Origin of the sequence: Bifidobacterium pseudolongum subsp. globosum, from assembly GCF_004155535.1 — a bacterium.
Taxonomy (GTDB): domain Bacteria; phylum Actinomycetota; class Actinomycetes; order Actinomycetales; family Bifidobacteriaceae; genus Bifidobacterium; species Bifidobacterium pseudolongum_C.
In genome coordinates this window covers 59,857-86,530 of record NZ_RYUH01000017.1, presented here as the reverse complement: position 1 = coordinate 86,530, position 26,674 = coordinate 59,857, and the positions used below count along the sequence as shown (strand labels likewise).

Genomic DNA, 26,674 nt, shown 5'->3' with positions numbered 1-26,674 from the left:
ACCACGCAAAACACTGGACTGGGCCAAGCCAAGCGAACGGATCATCGAACTTCTCAATGCCATGGAATACGCTCAATAAAGCATACAATCACAAGGACGTGTTGCAACGACCATTAGAATCCGCCCAGTTCGCTTCCCCCCCCCCCAAACCGTCCGCATCACGCGCTGGGCGGATTGGCCACTCACGCTGACCTGCGGGTGCATAAGTGCCATTCTGTGCCCAATCAAGCTTCCACAACCCGCCATTCCGTGCACAGACTGCCGCAAACCTTTTCTATTGCAAGGTTTTGCAACCATATGCCGACCGACAGGTATTCGGAAGGCCTCCCGCACCCATGACCCACCGCCAACTTAACTCATGCACACTGTCACATCACTATCATTCACACTGTCACATCACTATCACATGATAGTGTGAATGATAGTGATGTGATAGTGATGTGATAGTGAGGCGCTATGGCAATCATCGAAGAACCGCTTGTTCAAGCCATCGAACGACTTCGGGCCCAGCACAATGACGACGCCGATTACGAAGCGAAAAGCTGTGCCATGACACTGAGCAAGAGCGTCTGGGAAAGTGTGAGTGCGTTCGCCAATACCGATGGCGGTACATTGCTCCTCGGCGTAGACGAAAACAAGAACTTCACCGTTCCGCCTCAGTTCGACGCAGACAAGACGATCAACCAATTCGTCGATGGCATGGGCGACGGCAGCAAAGACGGCGCAAAAGTGGTTTCGCCACCCCCGTACTCGATTCATCGAGATACACTCGACGGTGCGCAGATGGTGTCCGTACAGGTGCACGAGAACGATGCCGCGCACAAACCTTGTTATGTGAAGACCAAGAGCGTCAGCACAGGAAGCTACAAGCGGCAGGATGACAAAGACATCCTCCTTTCGCCGACCGAACTATTCGAGATGCAGAACGTCTATGAGCCGAGCGAAGCGGATCGCACACCCATCACCGATGCCGACCGCGGGGATCTCGACGACGCCACCGTCGCTGCCATCATCGATGCGCATCGTGACACGAAGGCACTCCGCGGTGCACATAGCGAAATGCAGCAGCTTGAACGACTGAACATCCTTGACAAAGAAGGCCATGTGCGTCTCGCTGGAGTGCTCATCGCAGGAGCATATCCACAGCAATTCTTCCCTCGGTTATACGTGGACGTCGCCGTTCATCCGGGCATCAACAAATCTCAGGATGGCGAAGTCCGCTTCCTTGACCGCGTACAGTGCGATGGCAGGCTGCAGGAAATGGTCGATGACGCGGTCAAAGCCGTCCTGCGCAATCTGCGCACCTACTCCCTCATCGAGGGGACCGGAAGACGCGATGTACCGGAGATTCCAACTACGGTGCTACGCGAGGCAATCGCCAATGCCGTTGTGCACAGGGAATACGATGCATTGTTCCGCAATGATCCGGTGAATATTGACATATACTCCAATCGTGTAGAGATTTCGAGCCCTGGCGGTCTGTGGGGCGGCAAAACACTGCAGAACCTGGCTAATGGCGTCTCCCGGTGCCGCAACGCCACGTTGATGCAACTGCTACAGAAGACACCGTTGATTCGCGGCGACAACGATGGATCTGCCGTGGAAGGCCAAGGTTCTGGGATCCAGTTCATGATCAACCGAATGAAAGAACTGTCACTCGCACAGCCTGATTTTCAGCCAACCTTCGACCGATTCCGTGTGATTCTATATCGTGGCGGTGCTGAACTCGCTATGAATCAGCAGTGGGTGCGCAGCCATGTAGGGCACGATCTACCAGGCCGCGAAAGCTCGGTGCTGCACACGGTGCGCGCGCTTGGCCGCGCAAGTGTCCACGACATCCGAGACCGGCTCGGATATGATTCCGACGATATTCGCGCGATGCTGGCCACGCTGGTGGAAGCCGGGCTCATCAGACAGGTGTCCACCGACGTATATGAGCCTCTGGAGACACCAACCATCGCCAATACTGGCGATGTCCCAACGCCTCCAGCAGCAGCGCTATCAAGCCGACAAGCCATCATCGACGCAATCCCCACGTCCGGCACAATCAGCGCACGCGACATCGCAGAGTCGACGGGCAAGAGCCTGCCGACGGTGCGCCGCATCCTGCACGAGCTCGTGGACGATGGCACCATCACCGCAATCGGCAAGAAACAAAGCCGCTTGCGCACCTATACACGCGCCCAGACCATGGATTGACCTCATCTCGCTTACACTTCAGCGTCACTTTTTGGGAAAGCAGATCAGCGCCAGAAAACCCCGACACGCCGGCAATGTTGACCTTCACATCATGTCAGGCCGTAGCGTACGAATCATGCACATGCAGAAACAACTCACCATCGGCGAGACGTCGGCGCGGTGCGCGGTCAGTGTACGGATGCTGCGGCATTGGGAATCGGTGGGCCTGCTCCACCCCAGCCGCGACGGCAACGGATACAGGCTGTACGGCGAAGACGACATCGCGCGCATACGGCGCATCCGCCTATACCGGGACCTCGGCCTCACCACGGACCAGATCCGCGCGGCCGTCGACGGCCCGGCCACGGAAACGCTCACGCTGATGCACGAGCAGCGGACGCGCATCAGCGAGCACATCACACAACTGCAGTTGATATTGCAGGACATCGACGAACTCAGCGCATACGCGCACAATGCGAAAGAGGATGAGAACATGGACAGCCCATACACCGACGAAGCGCACGACCGCTGGGGAGACAGCCCACAGTGGATGGAATACGCGGAATACCGCACCCGCACGGACGACGCGCAACAGCAAGCGGATCTCGACGCCATGCGGGCGCTCGAGCTCGAATTGGCGCAGGCGATGCGCGACGGCGTCAAGCCCGGCAGCGAGGCGGCGGATGAGCTCGCGTTGCGGCACCGGGAATCGCTCACGTGGTATCACGTGACTCCATCGATGCACGTGTGCCTCGCGAAGATGTATGTCAACGATCCACGATTCCGCACGCATTATGACAGCATCGAGCCCGGATTGGCAATCTGGTTGCACGACGTCATCGCAGCACAGGCGGCCACGGAAGGCGTGGACGCCGAGCACGCGCGCTGGGAGTAGCTCAGCCCCGCACCTGCGGCACTTCGAAGATCGTGCACTTGTTGAGCTCGCGGCGCAGCTCCTTCCAATTGGGCAGCGCGTCGGTCATGCGCGCCTGGAAGCCGGCGCCATGCCCATGCTCCCACAGATGCACCATCTCGTGCACGAGCACATACTCGAGGTATTTCGGGTCCATCAGCCCGAGCTGCAGGTTGAGCCGGATGCGCGCGGTCTTCGACGTGCACGATCCCCAACGCGAGCTCATCGTGCGCAGCGTGATCTTCGACGGCGCGCGCCCGATCACCGGCTCCCACTTGCGCAACAGCGCCGGCAGCTGCCGCTCGATCGACCGCCGCGCGCGCTCGAGCGACTGCTCGTTCCAACTGAAGGCGCCCTCCACCGCGCTCTCGCGCTGCATGCTGACCTCGCTCACCGGCATGTCCGGGTCCACGTTCGGCGAGGCGAATGTGCGCGAGCGTGCGGCCGCCATCTTGCGCAGCGCCTCGTCGATCCACGCGCGCCGCTCGCGCACGAACCGCACGATGTCCTGCTGCGGCATGCGCGCCGGCGCCGTGACTTCGACGGCGCCATACGGCGGCTTGACGCGCAGGTACATGTTGCGGTTCTTTTTGCGCAGCACGCTCACTTGCACACCGTCGACGGTGATGACCTCGCGCGAGATCAGCGCGTGCGGCGACGTGGAGCGTCCTGCGAGCGAACGCGCGCGGGGGAGGTTGCGAAAAGGCATACCCGATATTGTCAGCGGCCAAGGGGACAACAACGACACGCCGATTTGATTTGACTTATCGCATGCTGTTGGTATTCTTTTTCTCTGTTGCGTCCTGAACGCGATGGATCGGGCCCGTAGCTCAGGTGGTTAGAGCGCATCCCTGATAAGGATGAGGTCGGAGGTTCAAGTCCTCCCGGGCCCACGTGGGGAGCATTCTCACGTGTTCCCCCGTTGGGGCTATGGCGCAGCTGGTAGCGCATCTGCTTTGCAAGCAGAGGGTCCTCGGTTCGAACCCGAGTAGCTCCACTCCCAAACACCTTGCAATCATTGGGGTTGCGGGTGTTTTTTGTTGTTCTCCCCAAGGCGGGGAAAGCGCCCACGAGTGGTTTCCGCACTTCCATGCATGGAACACCGCGGCTACGCGAGGCTCTCATGCACGGAAGCGTTCACCCACTGGGTCTGGGCCACGTTACCGCCGGAGAACACGCCGATGTCAAGCATGCAGTCACGGTAATCACGGCCGTGCGCGATGGTGATGTAGTTGTCGTCAACCATACGGTTGTGTGTGGGATCCAGCCCGATCCAGCGACGGTCGTGATACACCTCGATCCATGCATGCGTCGCCCCTTCCCCGTCAAGGAGCCCCGCGATGTAACGGGACGGGATTCCCAATCCGCGGCATACGGAGAGCATCACATGCGCATAATCCTGGCAAACGCCCTTGCGCTGCGCGCATGCCTCTTCCGCGGTCGTCTGCACCGTCGTGGACCCGGGCGTGTAGTCGAACGCGAGGTACACCTCGTCCATGATCGCGCGCGCCTGGTCCAGCTCATCAGCGCCCCCACCCAACGCAGCTATCCGGGTACGGCAGCGTTCGGTCAGTTCATCGACCGCCGCCCCTGGCTTCGTCAACGCGGATTGGAACCGGTACAACGGCTTGAACGGCTCTTCTTTGATGTTCGCATTGTCCACAAACGCGATGCCGGTCACCCGATACCCGAATCCGGTATGCGCTTCCGGCAGGTATCCGGTCATGACGAGCGAGCCAAAGGAATCAACCGTCGTTTCAAGCTCCGTCTGCGGTTCCATCTGCACATTGACATCAATGACCTGTTGCCGTGGGCCAGTCACCGGCGTGCAACGCAGCTGAAAACGGTGTTCGGTGACCGGCGCACTGAACGTCAGCCTCATCTCATATGCAAAGGTCAGTTTCTTCACGCGACACACCTTATATCATGCGTACAGGCACCCGCTTGCGTCGGTCCGCAAACCAGACAACATGGCGGCCAGAGCTTCGGAAATCGCCGCATATCCGCGCACTGACGCCTGCTCGACAAGCCACGCCAAACCGGATTCGAGACACTCCGGCGCCTGCAGGCCGTCGAGCACCTGCAGGTAGGTGGTCATCTTGCGCAGCGGCGCAGCGATCTCCTGTTCCGAAAGTTCGAAACGTGTATACAAATCCACACGCTCCAAGTATTTGCCAAGGAACAACAATGCCTTGAGCGGCGCATCGATCTGGGAATCCTCGATGCCACCCCAGAAAGACAGGATGAGGTCGGCGATGTCGCGATGGTCGTAGAGATCGTCGGCATGCGAGGAATGCACGGCGGCATCGTCGATACCGCCCATCGCCAACTCGATGTACTGCAGCAGCCGCGAGCCAAGCTCCGGCCGCAGCGGCACGGCGTTCGTGAAGGCGCAGCGAATGGCGGAGCGAATCGAATCCGGATTCTCGCTGTCATATAGAAACGACGTGATGAACGTATCGAAATCGGCGAAGTCCTGCGGCAGATCGAGCGCACGGGCGAATGGACGGAACGCGTCCACATCGGTGTCCATGACACGGTCGTAGAACGGCAGGAATGTGTTCAGCGTCGTGAACACACGCTCACTGTAACGGCCGAGCCAGTACAGATTCTCCACCTTCGACTTCGTGATGAGCGCGGCCGAACGCACGGTAGAGGATGGGGCGGAGGCACGAACACTGGCCATGCACGGATTGATCAGTTCGATGCGTGGCGAGGTCTCGTATTCCACGCCCGTGTCCTTCGCAAGCACCCACGTGTCCTTGAACCCGCCGCCCTGCGACGAGTTGACGATCATCTGGCCCGGCACCGATGAATACCGGGTGAGCCCCGAGTACCACACATGCGTGTTCTGCCCAGTGAGCACGAATGCGCGCAGGTCGCATTTTCTGGGCGTACGCTCGCCTGTGGCAGGGTCGATCACGTCGATGTCTTTGAATTGGATGACCTCTTGCGCGATGAACCGGCGCGGCTCCTCGGAGATTTTCGCGGCGAGGTCCTGACGCTGCCTCCGGTCGAGCGACGAGCCGAACACAACACCATAGCCGCCGGCTTCCGCCACGTCCTTGACCACCAGTTCGCCGAGCCGGTCCAGGATCTCCTTACGGTCGCGTTCGAACAACGGCATATAGGTGGGCGCGTTGTTCAGGATCGGCTCCTCGTGCAGATAATAGCGGATCATCTGTGGCACGAAATAATAGATCGCCTTGTCGTCAGCCGCCCCATTGCCGGGCGCGTTCACAATGGCCACGTTGCCGGCGCGGTAGGCGCTGAGCAGACCAGGCACGCCGATGACCGAATCCGGATTGAACGCGAAGGGATCAAGGAACTCGTCAGACAGACGTCGGTAGAGTACACCCACGCGGTGGCGCCTGCCCGCATAGTCGAGGAAGAAGAGCTTGCCATCCACCACTTCGAGGTCTTCGGGGAACACGAGCGTGGCACCGGTTTTCTCGGCGAGGTACGCATGCTCGAAGAACGCCGAATTGTAGCGTCCGGGAGAAAGCACCACGGCCATGCCTTCGGTCGACACGAAATCCATCGATTTACGCAGCAGGCGCGGGTAATCGCGATTATCGCGCACATGCACGTCACGGAACAGGCGCGGTGTGGTGCGGCGTTCGATGTCACGCGCGAACAACGGGTAACTCGCGCCGGACGGGATGCGCAAGTTGTCTTCAAGTACCCACCATGTGCCGTCTTCATCTTGCACCAGGTCTTCGCCGGCGATATGCGCGAAGACGCCACCGGGCGGCGTCACGCCGTTGACCTGCGGAAAATAACCGGAGCAGGTGTAGACAAATTCCTCTGGAATCACGCCGTCACGCACAATCCGCTTGTCCGAGTAAATATCGCGCAGGTAGGCGTTCAACGCATTGACACGCTGCTTGAGCCCCGCTTCGAGGTGGTCGAACTCATCGGAGTCGATGATGCGCGGAATCGGATCGTAAGGAAACAACTGGTCGTGGTATTCGCCGTTCTTGTAGATGCCGAAGCGCACGCCATTGCGCGCCATTTCACGGTTGAGCGCATCGCGCCGGTGTACCAGTTCGTTCGCCAATTGCTGTGCCGCTGAGATGGCCATGGCATTCTCCCCTCCGTATTTGCACAGACAAACAAACTGTGCATGGTTTTTACTACTCCGCTGTACAACGGTATAGGGAAGGGAAATTTCTTGAAACCATTGGTTTTGTTACAATCATGCTTCATAAGCGGCACTCTCCGAGTTGACCGGCACCTCGTTGTCACTATTCCCAGAGCGATATCACGCAGAGGCCCCGCCTATTCGGTGAGCATCGCGATGATCTGCGCTTCGGGCCAGTAGCCCCACGATTCCACAATCCTGCCATCCACCACACGGAAGTTCTCAAGCGCATCAAACGCAATCCAGCGCCCTGTAGGGGCGACGCCGCAGCATTCACCGACTTGGTACCCCTTGTATTGGATGCGCGTAGCGACCAACTCCCCTGCTGAGAACACATCTTCGAATACAAGCTGCAGTTCGGCGAACATATCCTCCACGATCCGCAGGATACCCACTGCGTCCGCATTGCTGCGAGCGCCAGCCGGGCTATGGTCCACATAATCCTCCGCCACAAGCTCCATCACGCGGTCATAATCATGGTCGAGATAACCCGCTATGAAGAACTCTTTCACCACTTCGTTGGGTGTTGCATCCGTCTGCATCGCATATTCTCCTTTGAATTGTGAATTGCTATGTATCTCGGCTGGGAGGGAGCTTTTTCCCGCCTGGCCTCGAGTATTCCCCATCTGTCAGGGGCTTGATTGCGTGCCTCATAGTCGGAATGCGCCAGGAAAATGCTCCTTCCCAGCCAGAATACCTCTGGAATCCACCAGAAGGCAGGCCTGCAGGCACACAAAAAGGCGCCCGGTTTCCCGGACGCCCTGCACTGCACAGATGAGCTTCACATGGCAAGCGCCACCATACTCACTTGCTTTCCACCGTCACGGTCGCAGTTGGAGCAGCGGAAGTCGCCGGTGCCGCAGCAGCAGCCTGCTGGGCAGCAAGCGAATTGCGGATGTCCTGCAGCAGGATGACCGTTTGCTCTTCCGGGCTCAGATCAGGCTGGGACGCCGCGACATCCTCGTCGCCGCCCTTCTTGAGCTTCGCCATCGCCTTCTCGCTCATGTCACGCAGCTTGTTGATCGGCACGACAATGCAGAAGTAGACGGCGATCGCGATAATCAGGAAGTTGATGAGCGAGCCGAGCACCTTGCCAAAGGACACGGTCGAATTGTTCACCGTGAACGCAAGCAGGCCATCCATATTCGGTTTTCCGAAGATCATCGCGATGAATGGGTTGAGAACGCCCTCCACGATGGCATTGACGACCGCAGTGACCGCGCCGCCCATGACGACGCCGACCGCCATGTCGACCATATTGCCGCGCGCAATGAATTTCTTGAATCCGTCCAACATGTTCCGACTCCTTTTTGATGTTTCCGACAGGTGTTGCATTGCTGCCCGCTGTCTTGTTCCTGTTGCGGTGAACAACACGGCTAGTCAACGAACATGTAGTTGCCATAGTAAGCGCACTGAACACACATCAATGACCAAACGCGCGTTTTTCCGGCCCGCATTCCGCAACGCGCGCAACAATCGCCCACGTGCGCGCGTTCGCTCACGGCATCAGCACACCATTGTTCGCAATAGGGGCGGCCATACAATGGTCGCGGCCGCGAAGCGCGCCAATCCCCCTATGCCCGAAATCAGGAAGGAAATCGCCGTGCAACCGATGACCCGTGACGCGATCACACCGAAGGATTCATCGGAAGGCGGCGGGTCCAGACGTTCGCACGACCGGCTCATCACGCGCGACATCGCGCTCATCATGGCGGGCACGTTCTTCTACATGACAAGCAGCATGATGGGCACGCCGATCATCGCGGGCTTTTCGCAGTCGCTCGGCGCGAACGGCGCGATCATGGGCTTCATCGCCGGCGCGCTCTCGCTCAGCTCGCTCGTGTGCCGCCCGATCGCGGGCAATCTTTCGGACCGCACGAGCAAACGGCGGCTCGCGATCATTGGCGCATCGCTCTTCCTCATTGCGAACCTGTGGTATTACTTCGTGCCGAACACCGGCTGGCTGCTGTGCGCGCGCATCCTCAACGGCGTCGGCTTCGCGTGCATCTCGGTGTGCATGTCCACGTGGCTGTCGATGCTGCTGCCGATCTCGCGCATGGGCGCGGGCATGGGCCTCTACGGCACGATGAACGCCCTCGCGCAGGCGGTCGGCCCCGACCTCGGCATCCGCGCCTCGCGCGCGATCGGCTACCGGCACACGTTCCTCATCGCGGCCGGGCTCGCCGCGTGCATCATCGTGTGCGTCCTGCTGATCAAGGACGGCGGCGTGCCGGTGCGCGAGCGCCTCGGCGCGCACGCCGGCGGCGGCAGGCACCGCCTCCACCTCGACTCGCTCTTCGAGCCGAAGGTCATTCCGCTCGCGCTGATCTTCATGCTGTTCGCGATCCCGTACTTCGCGAACCAGGCGTTCATCGTCGAATACGCGGCGGCGAAGCACGCGCACGTGATCGTCTCGTTGTTCTTCCCGTGCTACGCGATCACGCTGCTCGTCTCGCGCATCATCCTGCGCAACTGGTTCGACACGAAGAGCTTCCTGTTCTTCATGATCACGGGCACGGTGTGCCAAGTGCTCATGCTCGGTTCGCTCGCCGCGATGACGAACAACTGGTTCATCGTGTTCGCGGGCATTGCAACGGTGGGCGCGTACGGCATGATGAGCTCCATCACGCAGGCGAAGGCGGTCGTGATCGCGGGCAAGGCGCGCAGTGGCATGGCGAACACCACGTATTACGCGGGCATCGACCTTGGCATGTTCCTGGGGCCGCTCATCGGCGGTTTCCTATACGGCGGACTGCCGATCAGCTGGTTCTACCCGGCCCTGCTCGTCACGATGCCGCTTGCGTGGGCCATCTATGTGCCGTTCCACCGCATGCACGGCGCGCGCAAAGACATCTGACACAGCCAGTCGGCCGGCACGCTGAGAGCGTTGGCAAAAAGACCATCCACAAAATGAGTAGATGCTTGTGCGGGTGTTTTCGCTGTCTTTAGAATGATGCTGTTTTGTCCACACACCAGAAAGAGGAACAATGCTCACCGATGAGTATGTGAAGCGCGTGTACGCGAAGGTCGAGGAACGCGACCCGGACCAGACCGAGTTCCTGCAGGCAGTGCAGGAAGTGTTCGAAAGCATCGAGCCGGTGTTCGCGAAGCACCCGGAATACGAGGCGGCCGGTGTGCTGCAGCGTTTCGTGGAGCCTGAGCGTCTGGTCAAGTTCCGTGTGGCCTGGGTCGACGACAACGGCGACGTGCAGGTGAACCGCGGCTACCGCGTGCAGTTCAACTCTGCGATCGGCCCGTACAAGGGCGGCCTGCGCTTCCACCCGACCGTCACCGAAAGCGTGATCAAGTTCCTGGGCTTCGAGCAGATCCTGAAGAACTCGCTCACCGGCCTGCCGATGGGCGGCGGCAAGGGCGGCTCCGACTTCAACCCGAAGGGCCGTTCCGACGCCGAAGTGATGCGCTTCTGCCAGGCCTTCATGACCGAGCTGCAGCGCCACATCGGCCAGTTCACCGACGTGCCGGCGGGCGACATCAACGTGGGCGGCCGCGAGATCGGCTACCTCTTCGGCCAGTACAAGCGCCTGCGCAACGAGTTCACCGGCGTGCTCACCGGCAAGGGCCTGCAGTTCGGCGGCTCGCTCGCCCGCACCGAGGCCACCGGCTACGGCCTGTGCTACTACACGCAGGAAGCGCTGCGCGTGCTGCGCGACGACTCCTTCGAAGGCAAGACCGTGGTGGTCTCCGGCTCCGGCAACGTGGCGATCTTCGCCATCGAGAAGGCCACGGAACTGGGCGCCAAGGTCGTGACCTGCTCCGATTCCAACGGCTATGTCTATGATCCGAACGGCATCGACCTCGACGTGGTCAAGGACATCAAGCTCGGCCACCGCGGCCGCATCAGCGAGTACGCCGAGCGCGTGGAAGGCGCCGAGTACCACGAAGGCTGCAGCGGCGTGTGGACCGTCAAGTGCGACATCGCGCTGCCGTGCGCCACGCAGAACGAGATCGACGCCGAGTCCGCCCAGGCGCTCGTCGACAACGGCTGCACCGTGGTGTGCGAGGGCGCGAACATGCCGTCCACCCCGCAGGCCATCGAAATCTACCAGAAGAACAACCTGCTCTACGGCCCGGCCAAGGCCGCGAACGCGGGCGGTGTGGCGGTCTCCGGCCTGGAGATGAGCCAGAACTCCTACCGTCTGAGCTGGACCTTCGAGAAGGTGGACGAAGAGCTCAAGGGCATCATGAAGAACATCGTGGCCGAGTCGCTCGCCGCCGCCAAGGAATACGACCATGAAGGCGACCTGATGTTCGGCGCCAACGTGGCCGGCTTCGTCAAGGTGGCCGACGCGATGGTGGCCCAGGGCATCTTCTAAGCCGCTGCCAATCGCCAGACGTGAACAGCGCGCTCCTGCATGGGGCGCGCTTTTCTTATGGATAAAACAGCGCCGCACGCACGCCGCACGTCCGTATGCTGGACGGTATGGCAAAGGTGTATTCGAGGGGTCCCCGTGCGCGCACGCAGCGCATGGCCGGTACGGTCACGCGTTCGCCCAAACCGCGGAAAGTGGTGACGGCGAAGAAACTGCGCAAGCAGAAAGAACGCACGGAACAGGTAAGGGAAAAACGCGAGCTGCGCAAGATGCTGCGCGAGAAGCCGAAGCTGCGCGGATGGCTGCATCTCATCGCGTTCCCATTCTCGATCGCCACTTCGGTGATTCTGATCGTGCTTGCGCCGGCCGGCTGGATGAAGGCCGGTGTCAGTGTGTACGGCGCCACGATCATGCTGCTGTTCGGCGTGAGCGCGGCGCTGCATCTCGGGCATGGGCACTTCCCCAAGCTCGTGGATACCGTGCTGTGCCGCATCGACTACTCGAACATCTTCCTCGTGATCGCGGGCACATGCACACCATTCCTGTTCGCGCTCGACAACTGGCCGGTGTGCTGGACGTATATCGGCGTCATATGGATCACGGCGATCGTGGGCACGCTTGTGCATCTTGTGTATCCGGTAGGGCTCGACTGGCTGTTCACAATCGTGTACATCGTGCTCGGGCTCGCGCCGATCACAATCATCTACCTGTTCTGGCAGTCGCCGTATATCGGGCCGGTCGCGACGATCCTCGTGATCGCCGGCGGCGCGTCCTATATCGCCGGCGCCGTGTGCTTCGCGTTGCAGAAACCGAATCCGTTCCCCAAGTGGTTCGGCTACCATGAGCTGTTCCATTTGGGCACGATCGGCGGATACGTGTGCCATGTCATCGCACTGTTCATGACCGTGCTGGCGATGCGCTAGCCGCCGGCTCACTATCTGCCGGAATCATGTCCCACGGCATGCGTTTCGCGACGAGCCAGAAGACCAGCAGTGCGAGCGTGAACCACCAGAACGGCTGGTTCGCGCCGTCCACGAGCAGCAGGTACCACGTACCCAGCACCGCGGTGCGCGTCACGTAGAACGCCACGCGGTATGTGCCCACGCGCGGCGCGGCCTCCACGGTCATCTGCGTGTATTGGCAGCCGAGCGTCTGGCCGCGGTGGCGCCACGGGATCCACACTTCGAACACGGCGAACGCGCACACGGCCAGCAGGCGCGGCACCCACTCCACGAGCTCGGTGCCCACCTCGAGCGCGCCGAGCGTGAAGCGGCCGTTGTTGAGCGGCACCGCGAGCTTGTAGAACGCGTACATGAACGCGATGGAGATCGTGAACACGCAGATCTCCATGAGGATCACGTCGATGATGAGCGCGACGGCGCGGTGCACGAACCCGGGCCGGGTCACCACACCGCCTGTCTCGACCTGCTTCTTCGGCCAGATGAGCCCGATCAGTTTGGCGATGCCGAAGCCGATCACCGCGCCGAGCGTATTGGTGAGCATGTCATCCACATCGAACTGCCGGTAGGCGCACGGGTAGAGGCCCCAGAAGCCGGTGAGCTGCGACGTCTCGATGAACACCGAGCAGCCGAACGAGAAGGGCAGCGCAACCCAGAACCTCCAGCCGGCCCAGCGGCACAGCATGAACCCCATCGGCATGAAGAACACGACGTTCATCACAAGCTGCAGCACGCCGTACAGGCCCGTCTGCGCGTCCTGGATGAACTTGAACAGGTCGAGCTGGGGCAGCAGGTGGTGCGTCGCGCAGAACCGCGCGGGGTCGTCGGGCATCGGGTACATCGTGAACGCCACGAGCCCGAGCGCGTACAGCACCGCCAGGTATGCGGACAGTCCGGCGGCGAGGCGCAAGCGGTGGTCCTTGTGGTACATCACGGCCAGGATCGGCAACGTGAGCGCCGCGGACGCGAACGGCCACAGAATGACCGCGAGTGTGAACGAATCGCTGAATAATCCCAAATAACGAAGCACAAGGCCCAGTGTAGCGGCCGTGCCCGGTTCCGGTCTGAGCAAAGGGGAGCGTGAATCACACGTGTATTCTTCGTGCTACGGGTAGTACCTCCTGCGCTACGGGTAGTGCTTTTTTGCATAACCCCCAAGTAGAATCGCTGGAAAATGGCGGATTATATAATCGGGAGATCTGAGAAAGCACTACCCGTAGCGGAGGAAGCACTACCCGTAGCAGGATGGATGACCGCTGGTGGTTCAGATATGAAAGCTGGTGGTTCAGATATGAAGATATGGGTGGTCCAGATATGAAAAAAGCGCGGGGGAGACCCGCGCTTTTTCCGGATGGAACGAATCAGTCGTCGCCGAGCGTGATGTGCACGCCGCCGACGAGGGCGCTGACCACGTTGTAGAGGAGCGCGAAGACCGTGACGAGGATCGTGATCAGCACGATTTCCGCAATCGAGAAGATCGTGACGCCACTGAGGATGGTGGGCAGCGAGAAGACGTTCGCCAGATTCACGCCACCGGCGTCAAGGCCGGCCGACGAGACGATCTGCGTCACCTGGTCGAAGACACCCACCACCTTGAGCAGCGACCACAGCAGGGCCACCGCGATGATCTGGATGAGGGCGCCCGCCACGGCGAGCATGAACGTGACCTTGGCCACCGACCATGCGTCCACACGCGTGAGCGAAAGGTTCATGCGGCGCGCACGCGGCTTCTTGCCACGCTGCTTGGGGCGCACGGGCTTGTTTTCGTCCGGGCGGTCCTTGTCTGCGATCAGAGGCTGGTTCGACGCGGAACGCGCCACGCGCGGTCCATGCGCATCGTGGCCGCCGGCCCCGTTCACCATGGAACGGGTCGTGTTTTCCAGCGTATTGCCGGGAGTGCCGCCGCTATTGTCGCTCATGTGCTGCTCCTTGAAATGGTCTGGCTCACAGTCGAGGGTACCAATGTTCGGGGACGTCGTGGCGCGGCCGCTCAGGCCTCGTCAGGCGCCTCGCCACCGCTGTCCCCGGTGCGTTCGATCGCTTCGGAATTCTCCGTGACGAGCGGCATGCCGCTCGGCTCCTCCGCGCTCACCTCGAAGACCGGTTCGCCCTGCGCCGGCTGGATCGAGCTGGCCGAGCCGGAGGATTCCGTGGTCGTGGTCTCGCCGTCGGCTTCGTCTTCCGCTTCGGCGTTGCGCGCGATCGAGATGATCTCGTCGTTCTTCTCGGGTTTCGCGAAGGTCACGCCCTGCGTGGTGCGGCCGGTGCGCTTGACTTCGTTCACGTTGGCGCGGATGACCTTGCCGGACGTCATGATCGCCATCACCTGGTCCTCTTCGGAGACCACCAAGGCGCCCACGAGGAATCCGCGGCCTTCCACGAGCTGCACGGCCTTGACGCCAAAACCGTTGCGGCCCTGCAGGCGGTATTCGCTCAGCGCGGTGCGCTTGGCGAAGCCTTCGTTCGTGACCACGAACAGGTCCTTGTCGCTGTCGCCCCACACCACGTCCATCGCCAGCAGTTCGTCGCCGTCGCGGAACTTCATGCCTTGCACGCCGGCGGTCTGGCGGCCCATCGGGCGCAGCTGGTCGTCGTCGGCACGGAACTTGAGGCTCATGCCGTGCTTGGAGACGAGGATGATGTCGTCTTCCGCGTTGCACAGGTTGGCGCCGATCAGCTCGTCGACCGTCTCGCCGTTCTCATCGGTCATGAGGCGCACGGCGATCAGGCCGCCTTGGCGCGGCGAATCGTATTCGCTTAGGCGCGTCTTCTTGACCTTGCCGGAACGCGTGGCGAGCACGAGGTACTTCGCCACCTCGTAGTTCGGGATCGCCAGCACGGCCTGAATCGTCTCGTCGGGCGCGAACTGCAGCAGGTTCGCCACATGCTGGCCCTTCGAATCGCGTGAGCCCTCGGGCAGCTCGTAGGCCTTGCAGCGGTACACGCGGCCCTTGTTGGTGAAGAAGAGCAGCCAGTTGTGCGTGCTCGTCAGGAAGAAGTGGTCCACCACGTCGTCGTCGCGCAGCTTGGCGCCCTTGATGCCCTTGCCGCCGCGGTGCTGTGCGCGGTATTCGTCGGCCTTGGTGCGCTTGATGAACCCGGCGTGCGTGACTGTGACCACCACGTTCTCCTCGGCGATCAGGTCCTCCACGTTCATCTCGCCGGAGAACGGCAGGATGCGCGTGCGGCGGTCGTCGCCGTACTTGGCCACGATCTCGTCGAGCTCGTCGCCCACGATCTTGCGCTGGCGTTCCGGGCGGGCCAGGATGTCGGCGTAGTCGGTGATCCTGCGCATGAGCTCGTCGTGTTCGTCGAGAATCTTCTGGCGTTCAAGCGCGGCCAGACGGCGCAGCTGCATCGCCAGGATCGCGTCGGCCTGGATCTCGTCCACCGTGAGCAGGTCCATGAGGCCCGTGCGCGCGACTTCCACTGTGCGCGAGCTGCGGATGAGGTGGATCACCTCGTCGATCATGTCGAGCGCCTTGAGGTAGCCCTGCAGGATGTGGTCGCGTTCTTCGGCCTCGCGCTTGAGGTACGCGGTGCGGCGCGCGATCACGTCGAGCTGATGGCTCACCCAGTGGCGGATGAACGCGTCGAGGCTCAGTGTGCGCGGCACACCGTCGACGAGCGCGAGCATGTTCGCGCCGAATGTCTGCTGCAGTTGCGAATGCTTGTACAGGTTGTTCAGCACGACCTTCGGCACGGCGTCGCGCTTGAGCACGAGCACGAGGCGCTGGCCGGTGCGGCCCGACGTCTCGTCGCGCATGTCGGCGATGCCCTGGATCTTGCCGTCGCGCACTGCCTCGCGGATCGAGACGACGAGGCGGTCCGGATTCACCTGGTACGGCAGTTCCGTGACGACGAGGCACATGCGCCCCTTGATCTCCTCGGTGTTGACGACCGCGCGCATCGTGATGAGGCCGCGGCCCGTACGGTACGCCTGCTCGATGCCCTTGTGGCCGAGGATCGTGGCGCCGGTGGGGAAGTCAGGGCCCTTGATGCGCTCGATCAGTGCGTCAAGCAGCTCCTCACGAGTGGCTTCGGGGTGGTCGAGCGCCCAATGCACGCCGTCGGCGACCTCGCGCATGTTGTGCGGCGGGATGTTCGTGGCCATGCCGACCGCGATGCCGGACGACCCGTTGACGAGCAGGTTCGGGAACCGCGCGGGCAGCACGGTGGGCTCCTGCGTCTTGCCGTCGTAGTTCGGCACAAAATCGACGGTGTCTTTGTCGATGTCGCGCACGAGTTCCATCGCGAGCGGGGCCATGCGGCATTCGGTGTAACGCATGGCGGCGGCCGGGTCGTCGCCGGGGGAGCCGAAGTTGCCCTGGCCGTCCACGAGCAGGTAGCGCATCGACCAGTCCTGCGCCATGCGCACCAGGGTGTCGTAGATCGCGGAATCGCCGTGCGGGTGGTACTTGCCCATCACGTCGCCCACGACGCGCGAGCACTTGTTGTAGCCGCGGTCGGGGCGGTAGCCGCCGTCGTACATCGCATAGACCACGCGGCGGTGCACCGGCTTCATGCCGTCGCGCACGTCGGGCAGCGCGCGTTCCACGATCACGGAAAGCGCGTACGAAAGATACGACTGGCGCATCTCTTCCTGCAGGTCGACGGGCTGCACGCGGTTGCCCTTGAGCAGGCCGTAGTCGGTGTTGTCCGCCTCTTGCGGGCTGAGCGGTTCGAGTGCGCCGGCGTGCAGCGCGTTCTCGTCGTCGGCGCTGTCTGCGCCGGTATTGGTGGGTTCGTCTGCCAATTGAAGTCCTTAACCTAGTGTTCCGTTCACATTCCAAAAACCGCGCGTCAGGCGTCGATCCAGCGGGCGTTGTGCGCGTTGCGCTGGATGAACAGGCGGCGGGGCTCCACCTCGTCGCCCATGAGCATCGAGAACGTCTCGTCGGCCTGCAGCGCGTCTTCGATGTGCACCTGCTTGAGCACGCGGTTGGCCGGGTCCATCGTGGTCTCCCACAGTTCCTGGTAGCTCATCTCGCCCAGGCCCTTGTAGCGCTGGATGCCTTCGCCCTTCGGCAGTGTGCGGCCGTTCGCCTTGCCTTCGGCGAGCACGCGGTCGCGCTCGGCGTCGGTGTACACGAAGTCGTGCGGGCCCTTGGTCCACTTGAGGCGGTACAGCGGCGGCATGGCCACATACACGTACCCCGCGTTGATCATGGGGCGCATGTACCGGAAGAACAGCGTCAGGTTCAGCGTGGCGATGTGCGCGCCGTCCACATCGGCGTCGGCCATGATGATGACCTTGTGGTAGCGCACCTTGTCGATGTCGAAGTCCTCGCCGTAGCCGCCGCCGATCGCGGTGATGAGCGACTCGATCGTGTCCGACTTCATCATGCGGTCGAGGCTCGCGCGCTCGGTGTTGAGGATCTTGCCGCGCAACGGCAGGATCGCCTGCGTGATCGGGTTGCGGCCCTGGATGGCCGAGCCGCCTGCCGAATCGCCCTCGACGATGAACAGCTCGCACTCGCTCGGGTCGTTCGACTGGCAGTCCTTGAGCTTGTCGGGCATGCCGGCGGATTCGAAGATCGACTTGCGGCGTGTGTTCTCGCGCGCCTTCTTGGCGGCGATGCGGGCGCGCGAGGCCTCGATGGCCTTCTGGATGATGTTCTTCGCCTCGGTGGGGTGCGAATCGAACCAGTCGCCGAGCTTCTCGTTCATCACGCGCTGCACGAAGGTCTTCGCCTCGGAGTTGCCGAGCTTCGTCTTCGTCTGGCCTTCGAACTGCGGGTTCGTCAGCTTCACCGAGATGACCGCGGTCAGGCCTTCGCGCACGTCGTCGCCGGAAAGGTTGTCGTCCTTCTCTTTGAGGATGTTCTTGTCGCGCGCGTAGCGGTTCACCATGCTCGTGAGCGCCGCGCGGAAGCCCTCTTCGTGCGTGCCGCCCTCGGTCGTGGAGATCGTGTTCGCGAAGGTGTGCACGGACTCGGAGTACGCGGTGGTCCACTGCATGGCGATTTCGGCGGAGATGCCGATCTGCAGGTCCTCCGACTCGATGTCGATCACATCGGGCTCGATCGGCGTGGCCTTGCGCAGCTTGACCATGTAGTCCACGTAGTCCTTGATGCCGTTCGCGTACTGGTACGTGACGGTCTGGTGCAGCTCCTCGGCGGCGTTGTCGCCGTCGCCGGTCACCTCGTCGCCCTGCACCTCGGTTTCGCGCATGTCGGTGAGCGTGATCTTGAGGCCCTTGTTCAGGAACGCCATCTGCTGGAAGCGGCTGCGCAGCGTCTCGAAGTCGTAGATCGTGGTCTCGAAGATCTTCGGGTCGGGCCAGAACGTGACCGAGGTGCCGGTCGTCTCGTCGTCGCGCATCGCGCGGCCCTGCTTGAGCGGCGCGGTGGGGTGCTGGTTCACGTAGGTCTGCGTCCAGTAATAGCCCTGGCGGCGCACTTCGATGTCGACGCGCGTCGAGAGCGCGTTGACGACGGAGATGCCCACGCCGTGCAGGCCGCCGGAGACCGCGTAACCGCCGCCGCCGAACTTGCCGCCGGCGTGCAGCTTCGTCATGACCGTCTCCACGCCGGAGACGCCTTCGCCCGGCACTTCGTCGACCGGGATGCCACGGCCGTCGTCGACGACGCGGATGCCGTTGTCGGGCAGAATCGTCACCTCGATGTGCGAGGCGTAGCCGGCGAGCGCCTCGTCGACCGAATTGTCGACGATCTCGTACACCAGGTGGTGCAGGCCGCGCGGGCCGGTGGAGCCGATGTACATGCCCGGGCGGATGCGCACTGCCTCAAGGCCTTCGAGCACGCGCAAATCGCTCGCGTCGTAATGGTCGGGCGAGAGGGTGTCGTCGAGCTGCGCATCGGTCAGCTGGTCGTTGGCTGGATCGCCGGACTCGGGGGATTCCATCTTCGAATCGTCCGCAAGATCTGTCACAGAGATTCCTTTCTGCGTTCGCCGTGAAGGGTTATGCGCAGGGCGATATGCCCTAAAACACAAATAAAACGCCCTTCTAGGCGTTTAGGTAGTCTACTAAGTATTCTACTTGCGCATAGGGACGTCTCCACGCAGCGGGCTCGCTGTGGATTTTCACGCGGATCATCGCCGCCTCACCGTTCGCGCGGCGGCCTCATATTGTGTTGTACATACAACCGTTTGCGCATGCCCGGCCCGTGCGCCTGCGGCCCGACCACGCGCACTTCGTCCACAGTCAGTCCAGTGAGTGTCTTGCGCACTTTCTCGAGGATCTGCGGGCGCAGGAACTGCACCTGCTGGGTCCATGCGGGCGATTCCGTGCTGATCGTGAGCACGCCGTCGGCGAGCCGCTCCACGCGTGTGTGCGCGGCGAGCACATCGCCCACGATCGACGCCCAGTCCTCGGTCAGCGCGGCGATCTGCATGTGGGGGAGCCAGCCGGCGCGCTGCAGGAATCCGGACATCACACCGCCGAACCCGCGCACGTCGCGCCCCGGTTTGCCGAAGTTCTCGCGCGCCTGCTCGCGTTTGATGCGCCGTTCGCGGATCAGCCCGGCGCGGTCGCTCAGGCGTTTGAACTCCTGCGCGCCGAGTTTGCGTTCGTCGAGGTGGAGCGCCACCGCCACTGGTTCGCGGATCATGCGTCCTCCCCGTGCTCCATGCGGGCGCGCAGATCGTGCACGTCGATCACGTGCGCGCCGGCGATCGGCGGAATGTCGGAAGCCGCGGCCACGGTGATGATCACCTGCCGCTGCGCCTGCGCGAAGGCGAGGATCTGCGCGCGCCGAGTCTCGTCGAGCTGGGCGAACACGTCGTCGAGGATCACCACGGGCTGCGTGCCGTATTCCTGATTGAGCAGTTCGTAGACGGCCATTTTGAGCGCCAGTCCGAGCGTCCACATCTCGCCGTTCGACGCGAATTCGCGCGCGGGCATGCCGTTGAGCTGCACCACGAGCTCGTCGCGCTGCGGGCCGATCAGATTCTGCCCGCGCGCCACTTCGCCCGCGTACAGCCGCTGGAAGTGCTGGCTGATCCGCGCCGCCGGATCGTCGCCGTCGAGCGCTTCGGCGAACGACGGCTCATACAGCAGCGACGCCTGCTCGCCGGCGCCCGAGAGCCGCGCCACGAGGTCGGCGAAGGGCTGCTGCAGGCGCTCCACAAGGTCGATGCGCGCACGCGTGATCTGCAGGCCGAGCTCGATGTATTGGCCGGTCCAGATCTCCAGACCGGTCAGCGCGGTGTCGCGGTAGGCGTCGAAGCCGCGTTCGGCCGCGCCGAGCTGTTTGAGCAGGGCGGCGCGCTGTTTGGCGACGTGCGTGAAGCGCTGCAACTGGTCCGCATAGCCGCGCATGAGCATCGACGCGGTCTGGTTCATGAACTGCCGGCGCGCGCCCGGATCGCCCGCCACAAGCCTCTGGTCGTCCGGCGTGAACGTGACGAGCGGGATCATGCCGGCGATGTCGCGCATGTAGCGCGACGAGCCGCCGTTGATGCGCGCGCGGTTGGCGCCTTTCGCGCGGATCGTCGCCTCGATCGTGGTGGGCGGTTCGCCCGGGTCGTCGCTGACGTTCGCGCGGATCGTGGCCTGCGTGTGGCCGCGCTGCACGAGCGGCAGCGACGACGTGGCGCGGTGGCTCGACCCGGTGGCGAGCACTTCGAGCGCCTCCACGATGTTGGTCTTGCCCAGGCCGTTGGCCCCCTGCAGGATGGTGACGCCGGGGGCCAGGTCGAGCAGGCAATGATCCCATGACCGGAAATGGTCGAGCGCCAAGCGCGAAACAACCATGATGCGCGTCAGTTGCCGAAGCGCATCGGCACGAGCAGGTAGCGGTAGGCGAGCGATTCCTCGGAATCGGACTCCTGCTGGCCGTTGAATTCGACCGGCTTGATCGCCGTCGTCATCTTCATGCGCACGAACGGTTCGGCGATGGCGCTCAGGCCCTCGCGCAGGTAGTTCGGGTTGAACGCCACGGTGATGTCTTCGCCGTCCAGGTCCACGTCGAGGATCTCGTTCGCGGAGGCCTCGTCCGCGGCGCCGGCCGAGAGCGTGAGCTCCTGGCCGGCGAACACCATGCGGATGGGGGCGTTGCGTTCGGCCACGAGCGAGACGCGCTTGATCGCGTCGAGCAGCGCCTGCTTGTCGATGACGACGTGGATGGGGTAGGAGTCGGCATACAGCTTGTCCACGTTGGGGAATTCGCCGTCGATGAGCTGCACGGTGGAGATGCGGCCGGCGTTCTCGATGCCGAGGAGCGAGGGGTTCTGCGGGTCCAGGTAGACGATCACGTTCTGGTGCTCGTCGATGGAACGGGAGATGTCGCGCAGGTGCGAGCCGCCGACGAGCGCGATTGTGCTCAGGTCGTCGCTCTGCGGCGTCCACTGGAATGTGGAGCGTGACAGGCGGAAGCGGTCGGTCGACGACATGGTGACCGAATCGCCTTCGAAGCGCATCTGGATGCCGGTGAGCACCGGGCGGCTTTCGTCGCGCGCCACGGCCACAGCGGCCTGGTTCACCGACTGCGTGAAGGTCTGCGCGTCCACTTGGCCGAGCTGCGGGGGCAGCTGCGGCAGGTCCGGGTATTCGGTTTCGGGCATGAGCTGCAACGTGAACGTGGACTTGCCCGAGGTGATCTGCAGCGTGGAGCCGTTGGTCTGCATGTAGGCCTTTTCGGAAGGCAGCGACTTGCTGATGTCGGCGAGCAGTTTGCCCGGCACCACCACAGTGCCTTCCTCATCCACACCGGCCTCCACATGGTCACGGGCGGAAATCTCATAGGTGAACGCCGAAAGACGCAGCGTCCCCTCCGTTGCTTCCAATTTCACACCGGAAAGGATGGGATTGGTGGGGCGTGCGTTGAGCACACTCGTGGTCCATGCCACGGCGTCTGCGAACGAGGCGGAATTGACTTCGACTTTCATGCTGCTCCCTGCATTGGTGACTGGTGGTGCTGTCTGAAGTTCATTCTAGCGAGTTTGCGCGCTTGTTCTCTCACTGCTTGGTGTGGATTGCCGCGCGGAGTTATGAAGATGGTGATGAGTTTTAAGTGGGTAAGGAATAATCGTAATAATAACGGCTGTGGATTTGTGGATAACCTGCGAAAGCCTTTCCACCATGGGGATCGTGGACAACTTGCATATGTGGATAACCGCTGTGGATAATGTGGATAAATAGTCGAGTTATCCACCATTGCAAGAAGGCAGGCGAATTATCCACATTTTTTGTGGATTCATCCACGGTGCATCCACGCAATTTTGGCAGTTTTCCACGGGTTATCCCCTGAAGTTACCCACATATGTGCATAACCATGTGGATAACTTTTTTCGCCGCGACACACCCGCCGGTGTGTCGCGCCGGCGGAACATCCACGGCGGCCTGTGGATGGGCACACGAACAACCCAGTATACGGCGCGCCCAAGCTATTCGCTGATGCGCTGGCGCAGCTGCAGTGTCAGCTCGGTGACATACGTGTAAATCTGCGGATTGTCTTTCATGCCTTCCGAGATCGTCTTGCAGTTATGCATGACCGTGGTGTGGTCACGCCCGCCGAACACCTGGCCGATGTTCACGAGGCTCATGCTCGTCAGGTCGCGCGTCAGGTACATGGCGATCTGGCGTGCGATTGTCACGTTCTTGGTGCGGGTGGGGCCCACGAGGTCGTCGAATGTGAGGTGGAAATACTTCGCCACACGGCCGATGATGTCGGTCGGCTTGAGCTCGATGTCGGTCGAGAAGAAGTCCTGCAGCGTCTGCTCGGCGAGGATGCGCGTGACCGGCTGGTTGTTGAGCGAGGCGAGCGCCGTCACACGGTTCAGCGCGCCCTCGAGCTCGCGGATGTTGTCGGTGAACCGCTCGGCGATCAGGTCCAGCACGTCGTTGGGCACATATGTGCCGTTCGTGGAGACGAGCATGCGCAGGATCGCGATGCGCGTCTCGAGGTCCGGCGGCTTGACGTCGACGGTCAGGCCCTGTTCGAAGCGCGAGATGAGGCGTGATTCGAAGCCCTTGAGGTTCTTCGGCGGCACGTCGGACGCGATGACGATGCGCTTGTTGTTCTGGTAGAGCGAGTTGAACGTGTGGAAGAACTGCTCAAGCGTCGACTCCTTGTCTCCCAGGAACTGGATGTCGTCGATGAGCAGCACGTCGATCTCGCGGTATTTGCGGTTGAACTCGTTGATGCGGCTTTCTCCGCTCGCCTTGTCGGCGCGCAGCGAGTCGATGAACTCGTTGGTGAACTCCTCGCTCGTCACATAGCGCACGCGCGTGCCGGGCTGCTTGAGCAGCGCGTAGTTGCCGATCGCGTTGAGCAGATGGGTCTTGCCCAGGCCCGATCCGCCGTAGATGCACAAGGGGTTGAAGTCCTGGCCCGAGCCTTCCGCCACGGCGAGCGCCACGGTGCGCGCGAAACGGTTCGAATCGCCGGGCACGAAGGTGTCGAACGTGTCGTTGCGGTTGAGGTGCGTCTCCGGGTCGAGCGACGGCTTGCGCTGGCGGTCCTTCATCGGCACCTGCTGGAACGAGCCGGTGGATGCGGGCATGTCGAAGTTCGTGCCGGGCATGATGTCTTCGAAGGTCTGCACCACGGCCTCGTCGTAATGCGTGGCGGGCTTGGCCGGGGCGGCGGAACCGCGCGGCGCGGCCTCGTCCGCGGCCGGCTTCGCGCGGCTCGGCGCGCGTTCGGCCTCGGGGATGCGCGGCTCGGCCTGCGCCTCGGGCTGCGGGGCGCGCGCGGAGGGTTGCAGGATCTTGAACGCGGGGAACAGTTCGATGCCGCCGTTGGCCACTTTGAGCGCCTGCAGCAGCACGGAGTTGAGGTCGGTCTGCAGCATGCGCTGAGTTTCGTTGTTCTCCACGGCCAGAATGATTGTGGTGCCGTAGATCGCCTCGGGCAGTACGCCTTCGAACCACCCCTTCTGCCGGGTGGACAGTGTCGCGTTGCCGCGTAGAAGGGTAAGCGTGTTCGACCAGATCAGGGCCGATTGGGTGCCCGGATCGAGATTGTCTCCGCTCATAGCTGCATCTCCACTGTCATCAGAAAAACCTAACAGCATATATTTACTCCGACTGAAGGAAGTTATCCACATGCTTGCGTGTTGAAAACACTGGATTTGTGAATAACATTGGTGTAGTTTGTGGATAACTCCGCGCGAGTTTCCCCATAGATTGCAACGATTCTGTGGATTTTCCGCCCCGCGCATCCACCGCGGTTGCGGCTGTGTCGTAGGCTGACTTGGAGCCGCCCTCCCCGCGGGGTAGGGGTATCGGTAGATTAGTAGGGATTGTGTCAAGAAGCGCCATGCGTGAAACATGGCGCGTACGTTTTAACGGGAGCATCAACCATGAAGAGGACCTTCCAGCCGAACAACCGCCGCCGTCACATGAAGCACGGCTTCCGCGCCCGCATGCGCACCCGCGCCGGCCGCGCCATCATCAATCGTCGTCGTTCCAAGGGCCGCAAGACCCTCTCCGCCTGATTCCATCTGACGGCGAAGTGGAACGGCTCAAGAGCCACCGCGAATTCGTAGCCGTCCTGCGCCACCGCCACCGCGTGTCAAGCCACGACATCGTGCTGCATTACCGCATGCGCGCCGCAGGTGAGCGCACCCGCGGCAACGTGGGGCCGGACGCGCGCGTCGGTCTGGCCGTTTCCAAGGCAGTGGGCAACGCGGTCACGCGCAACGCGGTCAAACGTCGCTTTCGCGTGCTCGCCCGGCGGTACGAACATGAGCTGCCCGGGCAATGCGACATCGTATTGCGCGCCAAGCCGAGCGCGGCGGGCGCGCAGTTCGCGTCACTCGACGCGCAGATGGCGCAGCTGTTCCGCGCGGTGCATAAGAAGACGGATCAGTCGGCAGGCCAATCGTGACATTACATGCAGGGCAGGTGATGATTCGCTGCATCCGCTGGTACCAACGGCGGATTTCGGCGAATACCCCGCCCTCATGTCGTTATTACCCCTCATGTTCCAACTACGCGCTCCAGGCCATCGGCCGGTACGGGGCGTTCCGCGGCGGCCTGCTTGCCGCACTGCGCCTGCTGCGCTGCCGTCCATGGAGTGCGGGTGGCATCGATGATGTGCCGCAGCGGTTCTCATTGTTCTACAGATTTTCTTGGTCACGCGCGCACGAAGAGCCGCGGCTGACCCCATTGCCTCACGACGAGAAGGAGTGAACGGCCAGATATGTCGGATAATTTTCTTTTGGATAGCGGATTCTGGGGGTGGCTGTACAAGCTGCTGACCCCGGTGGAGTGGCTCATGACGCAGGTCATGTACTGGTTCCACAAACTGCTCACGCTCATCGGCATGCCGGCCGTGGGCCTTTCCTGGGTGCTCTCGATCATCTTCCTCGTGATTGTGGTGCAGGCCTGCGTCTTCCCGCTGTTCTACAAGCAGATGAAGTCGATGCGCGGCATGCAGGCGATCCAGCCGAAGATGATGAAGATCCAGAACAAGTACAAGGGCAAGAACGATCCCGCGAGCAAAGAGGCGATGCAGCGCGAGATGATGAAGCTCTACAAGGACAACAACGCCAATCCGGCGGGGTCGTGCCTTCCGATGCTCATCCAGGGCCCGGTCTTCATGTGCATGTTCTACGTGCTTTCGGCCATTCCGTACATCGCCCGCGGCAAGCGTGCGCCACTGGGCGCCTTTGACGTGGCCACCGCGCAGGAGTTCTCCTCGACCACGTTCTTCGGCACCAAGGTCTCCGACACGTTCACCACGGCCGGCACAAGCGGCAAGATCGTCATTGGCATCTTCGTGTTCGCCATGTGTGCGTGCCTGTGGTACATGCAGTGGAACACGATGCGCCGCAACACCGCGCCCGCCTCGATGAACAAGCAGACCGAACGCATGCAGAAGATGATGCTGTGGGTGTTCCCGGTCATGTACATCTTCTCCGGTGTGGCCATGCCGTTCGCCGTGCTCGTCTACTGGCTCGCCAACAACATCTGCAACCTGCTGCGTTCGTTCTGGCAGCTGCACGAGTTCCCGACCCCGGGCTCGCCGGCCGCCGAGGACAAGGAGAAGCGCGACCACGACAACGAGAACAAGCGCCGCGCCGCCAAGGGCCTGCCGTCGATCGAGGAGGAGAAGCTCATCGAGGCCAAGCAGGAGGCCGAGCGCAAGGCCTCGCAGGGCCATCAGCGCCAGCAGCCGCAGCGCAAGAACCGCCGCAAGAAGTAAGCGCCGTCCGCTGCGAATCCACGAATATCCCC

Annotated in this window: 22 protein-coding genes and 2 tRNA genes; 11 read left to right on the top strand and 13 right to left on the bottom strand. The window is 62.2% G+C overall.

Annotation, left to right across the window (positions count from 1 at the left end):
• Positions 1-456: 456 nt before the first annotated feature.
• Both PG2093B_RS08845 and PG2093B_RS08840 read left to right on the top strand, forming a co-directional pair.
• Positions 457-2,199, top strand: coding sequence for an ATP-binding protein (locus PG2093B_RS08845; protein WP_129898175.1), 1,743 nt, complete (start codon positions 457-459; stop codon positions 2,197-2,199).
• A 121-nt stretch (positions 2,200-2,320) separates the two neighbouring features.
• Positions 2,321-3,073, top strand: a complete 753-nt coding sequence (locus PG2093B_RS08840) for a MerR family transcriptional regulator (RefSeq protein ID WP_165369765.1) — start codon at positions 2,321-2,323, stop codon at positions 3,071-3,073.
• A gap of 1 nt (position 3,074) precedes the next feature.
• Here PG2093B_RS08840 and PG2093B_RS08835 read toward each other — a convergent pair whose 3' ends face one another.
• Entirely contained in the window at positions 3,075-3,800 is a 726-nt protein-coding gene (locus PG2093B_RS08835; RefSeq protein WP_129898173.1) for a M48 family metallopeptidase, read from the bottom strand.
• Positions 3,801-3,910: 110 nt separating this feature from the next.
• On the opposite strand from PG2093B_RS08835, the gene PG2093B_RS08830 reads away from it, so the two are divergent.
• Both PG2093B_RS08830 and PG2093B_RS08825 read left to right on the top strand, forming a co-directional pair.
• A tRNA-Ile gene (locus tag PG2093B_RS08830) sits at positions 3,911-3,984 on the top strand.
• Between the two features lie 31 nt (positions 3,985-4,015).
• Positions 4,016-4,088, top strand: a tRNA-Ala gene (locus tag PG2093B_RS08825).
• 111 nt (positions 4,089-4,199) lie between these two features.
• On the opposite strand, the gene PG2093B_RS08820 is transcribed toward PG2093B_RS08825, so the two are convergent.
• The 4 genes from PG2093B_RS08820 to mscL form a co-directional block, all read right to left on the bottom strand.
• Positions 4,200-5,000: a transglutaminase-like domain-containing protein gene (locus PG2093B_RS08820; RefSeq protein WP_129898172.1), complete on the bottom strand. Its 801-nt coding sequence runs from the start codon at positions 4,998-5,000 to the stop codon at positions 4,200-4,202.
• A gap of 15 nt (positions 5,001-5,015) precedes the next feature.
• Positions 5,016-7,175 (bottom strand): circularly permuted type 2 ATP-grasp protein, encoded by a 2,160-nt coding sequence (locus tag PG2093B_RS08815; protein ID WP_129898171.1) that lies wholly within the window; start codon positions 7,173-7,175, stop codon positions 5,016-5,018.
• 197 nt (positions 7,176-7,372) lie between these two features.
• Entirely contained in the window at positions 7,373-7,777 is a 405-nt protein-coding gene (locus PG2093B_RS08810) for an ester cyclase (RefSeq protein WP_129898170.1), read from the bottom strand.
• 262 nt (positions 7,778-8,039) lie between these two features.
• A complete protein-coding gene (mscL, locus tag PG2093B_RS08805; protein ID WP_129898169.1) occupies positions 8,040-8,531 on the bottom strand; it encodes a large conductance mechanosensitive channel protein MscL in 492 nt (163 codons plus the stop codon).
• Positions 8,532-8,811: 280 nt separating this feature from the next.
• Here mscL and PG2093B_RS08800 point away from each other — a divergent pair, with 280 nt between their 5' ends.
• From PG2093B_RS08800 to trhA, 3 genes are all read left to right on the top strand, one after another.
• Complete coding sequence (locus PG2093B_RS08800; protein ID WP_242502901.1) at positions 8,812-10,092, top strand: MFS transporter; 1,281 nt, start codon at positions 8,812-8,814, stop codon at positions 10,090-10,092.
• Positions 10,093-10,222: 130 nt separating this feature from the next.
• A complete protein-coding gene (gdhA, locus tag PG2093B_RS08795; RefSeq protein WP_033489253.1) occupies positions 10,223-11,569 on the top strand; it encodes an NADP-specific glutamate dehydrogenase in 1,347 nt (448 codons plus the stop codon).
• A 107-nt stretch (positions 11,570-11,676) separates the two neighbouring features.
• A complete protein-coding gene (trhA, locus tag PG2093B_RS08790; RefSeq protein WP_242502900.1) occupies positions 11,677-12,489 on the top strand; it encodes a PAQR family membrane homeostasis protein TrhA in 813 nt (270 codons plus the stop codon).
• On the opposite strand, the gene PG2093B_RS08785 is transcribed toward trhA, so the two are convergent.
• The 8 genes from PG2093B_RS08785 to dnaA all read right to left on the bottom strand — a co-directional run bounded on the left by PG2093B_RS08785 (position 12,464) and on the right by dnaA (position 24,468).
• Positions 12,464-13,555: a VanZ family protein gene (locus tag PG2093B_RS08785; protein ID WP_129898167.1), complete on the bottom strand. Its 1,092-nt coding sequence runs from the start codon at positions 13,553-13,555 to the stop codon at positions 12,464-12,466. The two genes, trhA and PG2093B_RS08785, sit on opposite strands and share 26 nt — an antisense overlap.
• 331 nt (positions 13,556-13,886) lie before the next feature.
• Positions 13,887-14,387 (bottom strand): DUF3566 domain-containing protein, encoded by a 501-nt coding sequence (locus PG2093B_RS08780; protein ID WP_129898181.1) that lies wholly within the window; start codon positions 14,385-14,387, stop codon positions 13,887-13,889.
• A gap of 128 nt (positions 14,388-14,515) precedes the next feature.
• A complete protein-coding gene (gene gyrA, locus PG2093B_RS08775; RefSeq protein ID WP_129898166.1) occupies positions 14,516-17,281 on the bottom strand; it encodes a DNA gyrase subunit A in 2,766 nt (921 codons plus the stop codon).
• A 47-nt stretch (positions 17,282-17,328) separates the two neighbouring features.
• Positions 17,329-19,392 (bottom strand): DNA topoisomerase (ATP-hydrolyzing) subunit B, encoded by a 2,064-nt coding sequence (gyrB, locus tag PG2093B_RS08770; RefSeq protein WP_129898180.1) that lies wholly within the window; start codon positions 19,390-19,392, stop codon positions 17,329-17,331.
• 200 nt (positions 19,393-19,592) lie between these two features.
• Complete coding sequence (locus tag PG2093B_RS08765; protein ID WP_129898165.1) at positions 19,593-20,099, bottom strand: DUF721 domain-containing protein; 507 nt, start codon at positions 20,097-20,099, stop codon at positions 19,593-19,595.
• Positions 20,096-21,244 carry a DNA replication/repair protein RecF gene (gene recF / locus PG2093B_RS08760; RefSeq protein WP_129898164.1) on the bottom strand — a complete coding sequence of 383 codons (1,149 nt, stop codon included), beginning with the start codon at positions 21,242-21,244 and terminating at the stop codon, positions 20,096-20,098. The genes PG2093B_RS08765 and recF overlap by 4 nt, the downstream gene beginning before the upstream one ends.
• A gap of 8 nt (positions 21,245-21,252) precedes the next feature.
• On the bottom strand, positions 21,253-22,377 hold the full coding sequence (dnaN, locus tag PG2093B_RS08755; RefSeq protein WP_101398077.1) for a DNA polymerase III subunit beta: 1,125 nt from the start codon (positions 22,375-22,377) through the stop codon (positions 21,253-21,255).
• Between the two features lie 498 nt (positions 22,378-22,875).
• Positions 22,876-24,468 (bottom strand): chromosomal replication initiator protein DnaA, encoded by a 1,593-nt coding sequence (gene dnaA / locus PG2093B_RS08750; RefSeq protein ID WP_101398076.1) that lies wholly within the window; start codon positions 24,466-24,468, stop codon positions 22,876-22,878.
• Between the two features lie 327 nt (positions 24,469-24,795).
• Between dnaA and rpmH the strand changes: the two genes are divergently transcribed.
• From rpmH to yidC, 4 genes are read left to right on the top strand one after another with little or no spacing between them, the layout of a single operon-like run.
• Entirely contained in the window at positions 24,796-24,930 is a 135-nt protein-coding gene (rpmH, locus tag PG2093B_RS08745) for a 50S ribosomal protein L34 (protein ID WP_026643891.1), read from the top strand.
• A gap of 17 nt (positions 24,931-24,947) precedes the next feature.
• On the top strand, positions 24,948-25,322 hold the full coding sequence (rnpA, locus tag PG2093B_RS08740; protein ID WP_129898163.1) for a ribonuclease P protein component: 375 nt from the start codon (positions 24,948-24,950) through the stop codon (positions 25,320-25,322).
• A 20-nt stretch (positions 25,323-25,342) separates the two neighbouring features.
• Positions 25,343-25,627 carry a membrane protein insertion efficiency factor YidD gene (gene yidD, locus PG2093B_RS08735; protein ID WP_054321385.1) on the top strand — a complete coding sequence of 95 codons (285 nt, stop codon included), beginning with the start codon at positions 25,343-25,345 and terminating at the stop codon, positions 25,625-25,627.
• 10 nt (positions 25,628-25,637) lie between these two features.
• A complete protein-coding gene (yidC, locus tag PG2093B_RS08730) occupies positions 25,638-26,642 on the top strand; it encodes a membrane protein insertase YidC (protein WP_026643893.1) in 1,005 nt (334 codons plus the stop codon).
• Positions 26,643-26,674 lie beyond the last annotated feature (32 nt).

Excerpts from the sequence above, each read along its gene's own strand:
- PG2093B_RS08845 (WP_129898175.1), top strand. The coding sequence starts at position 457 with ATGGCAATCATCGAAGAACCGCTTGTTCAAGCCATCGAACGACTTCGG.
- PG2093B_RS08810 (WP_129898170.1), bottom strand. The coding sequence starts at position 7,777 with ATGCAGACGGATGCAACACCCAACGAAGTGGTGAAAGAGTTCTTCATA.
- gdhA (WP_033489253.1), top strand. The coding sequence starts at position 10,223 with ATGCTCACCGATGAGTATGTGAAGCGCGTGTACGCGAAGGTCGAGGAA.
- yidC (WP_026643893.1), top strand. The coding sequence starts at position 25,638 with ATGTCGGATAATTTTCTTTTGGATAGCGGATTCTGGGGGTGGCTGTAC.
- dnaN (WP_101398077.1), bottom strand. The coding sequence starts at position 22,377 with ATGAAAGTCGAAGTCAATTCCGCCTCGTTCGCAGACGCCGTGGCATGG.
- trhA (WP_242502900.1), top strand. The coding sequence starts at position 11,677 with ATGGCAAAGGTGTATTCGAGGGGTCCCCGTGCGCGCACGCAGCGCATG.
- PG2093B_RS08840 (WP_165369765.1), top strand. The coding sequence starts at position 2,321 with ATGCAGAAACAACTCACCATCGGCGAGACGTCGGCGCGGTGCGCGGTC.
- PG2093B_RS08815 (WP_129898171.1), bottom strand. The coding sequence starts at position 7,175 with ATGGCCATCTCAGCGGCACAGCAATTGGCGAACGAACTGGTACACCGG.
- PG2093B_RS08800 (WP_242502901.1), top strand. The coding sequence starts at position 8,812 with ATGCCCGAAATCAGGAAGGAAATCGCCGTGCAACCGATGACCCGTGAC.
- rpmH (WP_026643891.1), top strand. The coding sequence starts at position 24,796 with ATGAAGAGGACCTTCCAGCCGAACAACCGCCGCCGTCACATGAAGCAC.
- yidD (WP_054321385.1), top strand. The coding sequence starts at position 25,343 with ATGATTCGCTGCATCCGCTGGTACCAACGGCGGATTTCGGCGAATACC.
- recF (WP_129898164.1), bottom strand. The coding sequence starts at position 21,244 with ATGGTTGTTTCGCGCTTGGCGCTCGACCATTTCCGGTCATGGGATCAT.
- dnaA (WP_101398076.1), bottom strand. The coding sequence starts at position 24,468 with ATGAGCGGAGACAATCTCGATCCGGGCACCCAATCGGCCCTGATCTGG.
- PG2093B_RS08780 (WP_129898181.1), bottom strand. The coding sequence starts at position 14,387 with ATGGTGAACGGGGCCGGCGGCCACGATGCGCATGGACCGCGCGTGGCG.
- PG2093B_RS08835 (WP_129898173.1), bottom strand. The coding sequence starts at position 3,800 with ATGCCTTTTCGCAACCTCCCCCGCGCGCGTTCGCTCGCAGGACGCTCC.
- mscL (WP_129898169.1), bottom strand. The coding sequence starts at position 8,531 with ATGTTGGACGGATTCAAGAAATTCATTGCGCGCGGCAATATGGTCGAC.
- PG2093B_RS08765 (WP_129898165.1), bottom strand. The coding sequence starts at position 20,099 with ATGATCCGCGAACCAGTGGCGGTGGCGCTCCACCTCGACGAACGCAAA.
- gyrB (WP_129898180.1), bottom strand. The coding sequence starts at position 19,392 with ATGGAATCCCCCGAGTCCGGCGATCCAGCCAACGACCAGCTGACCGAT.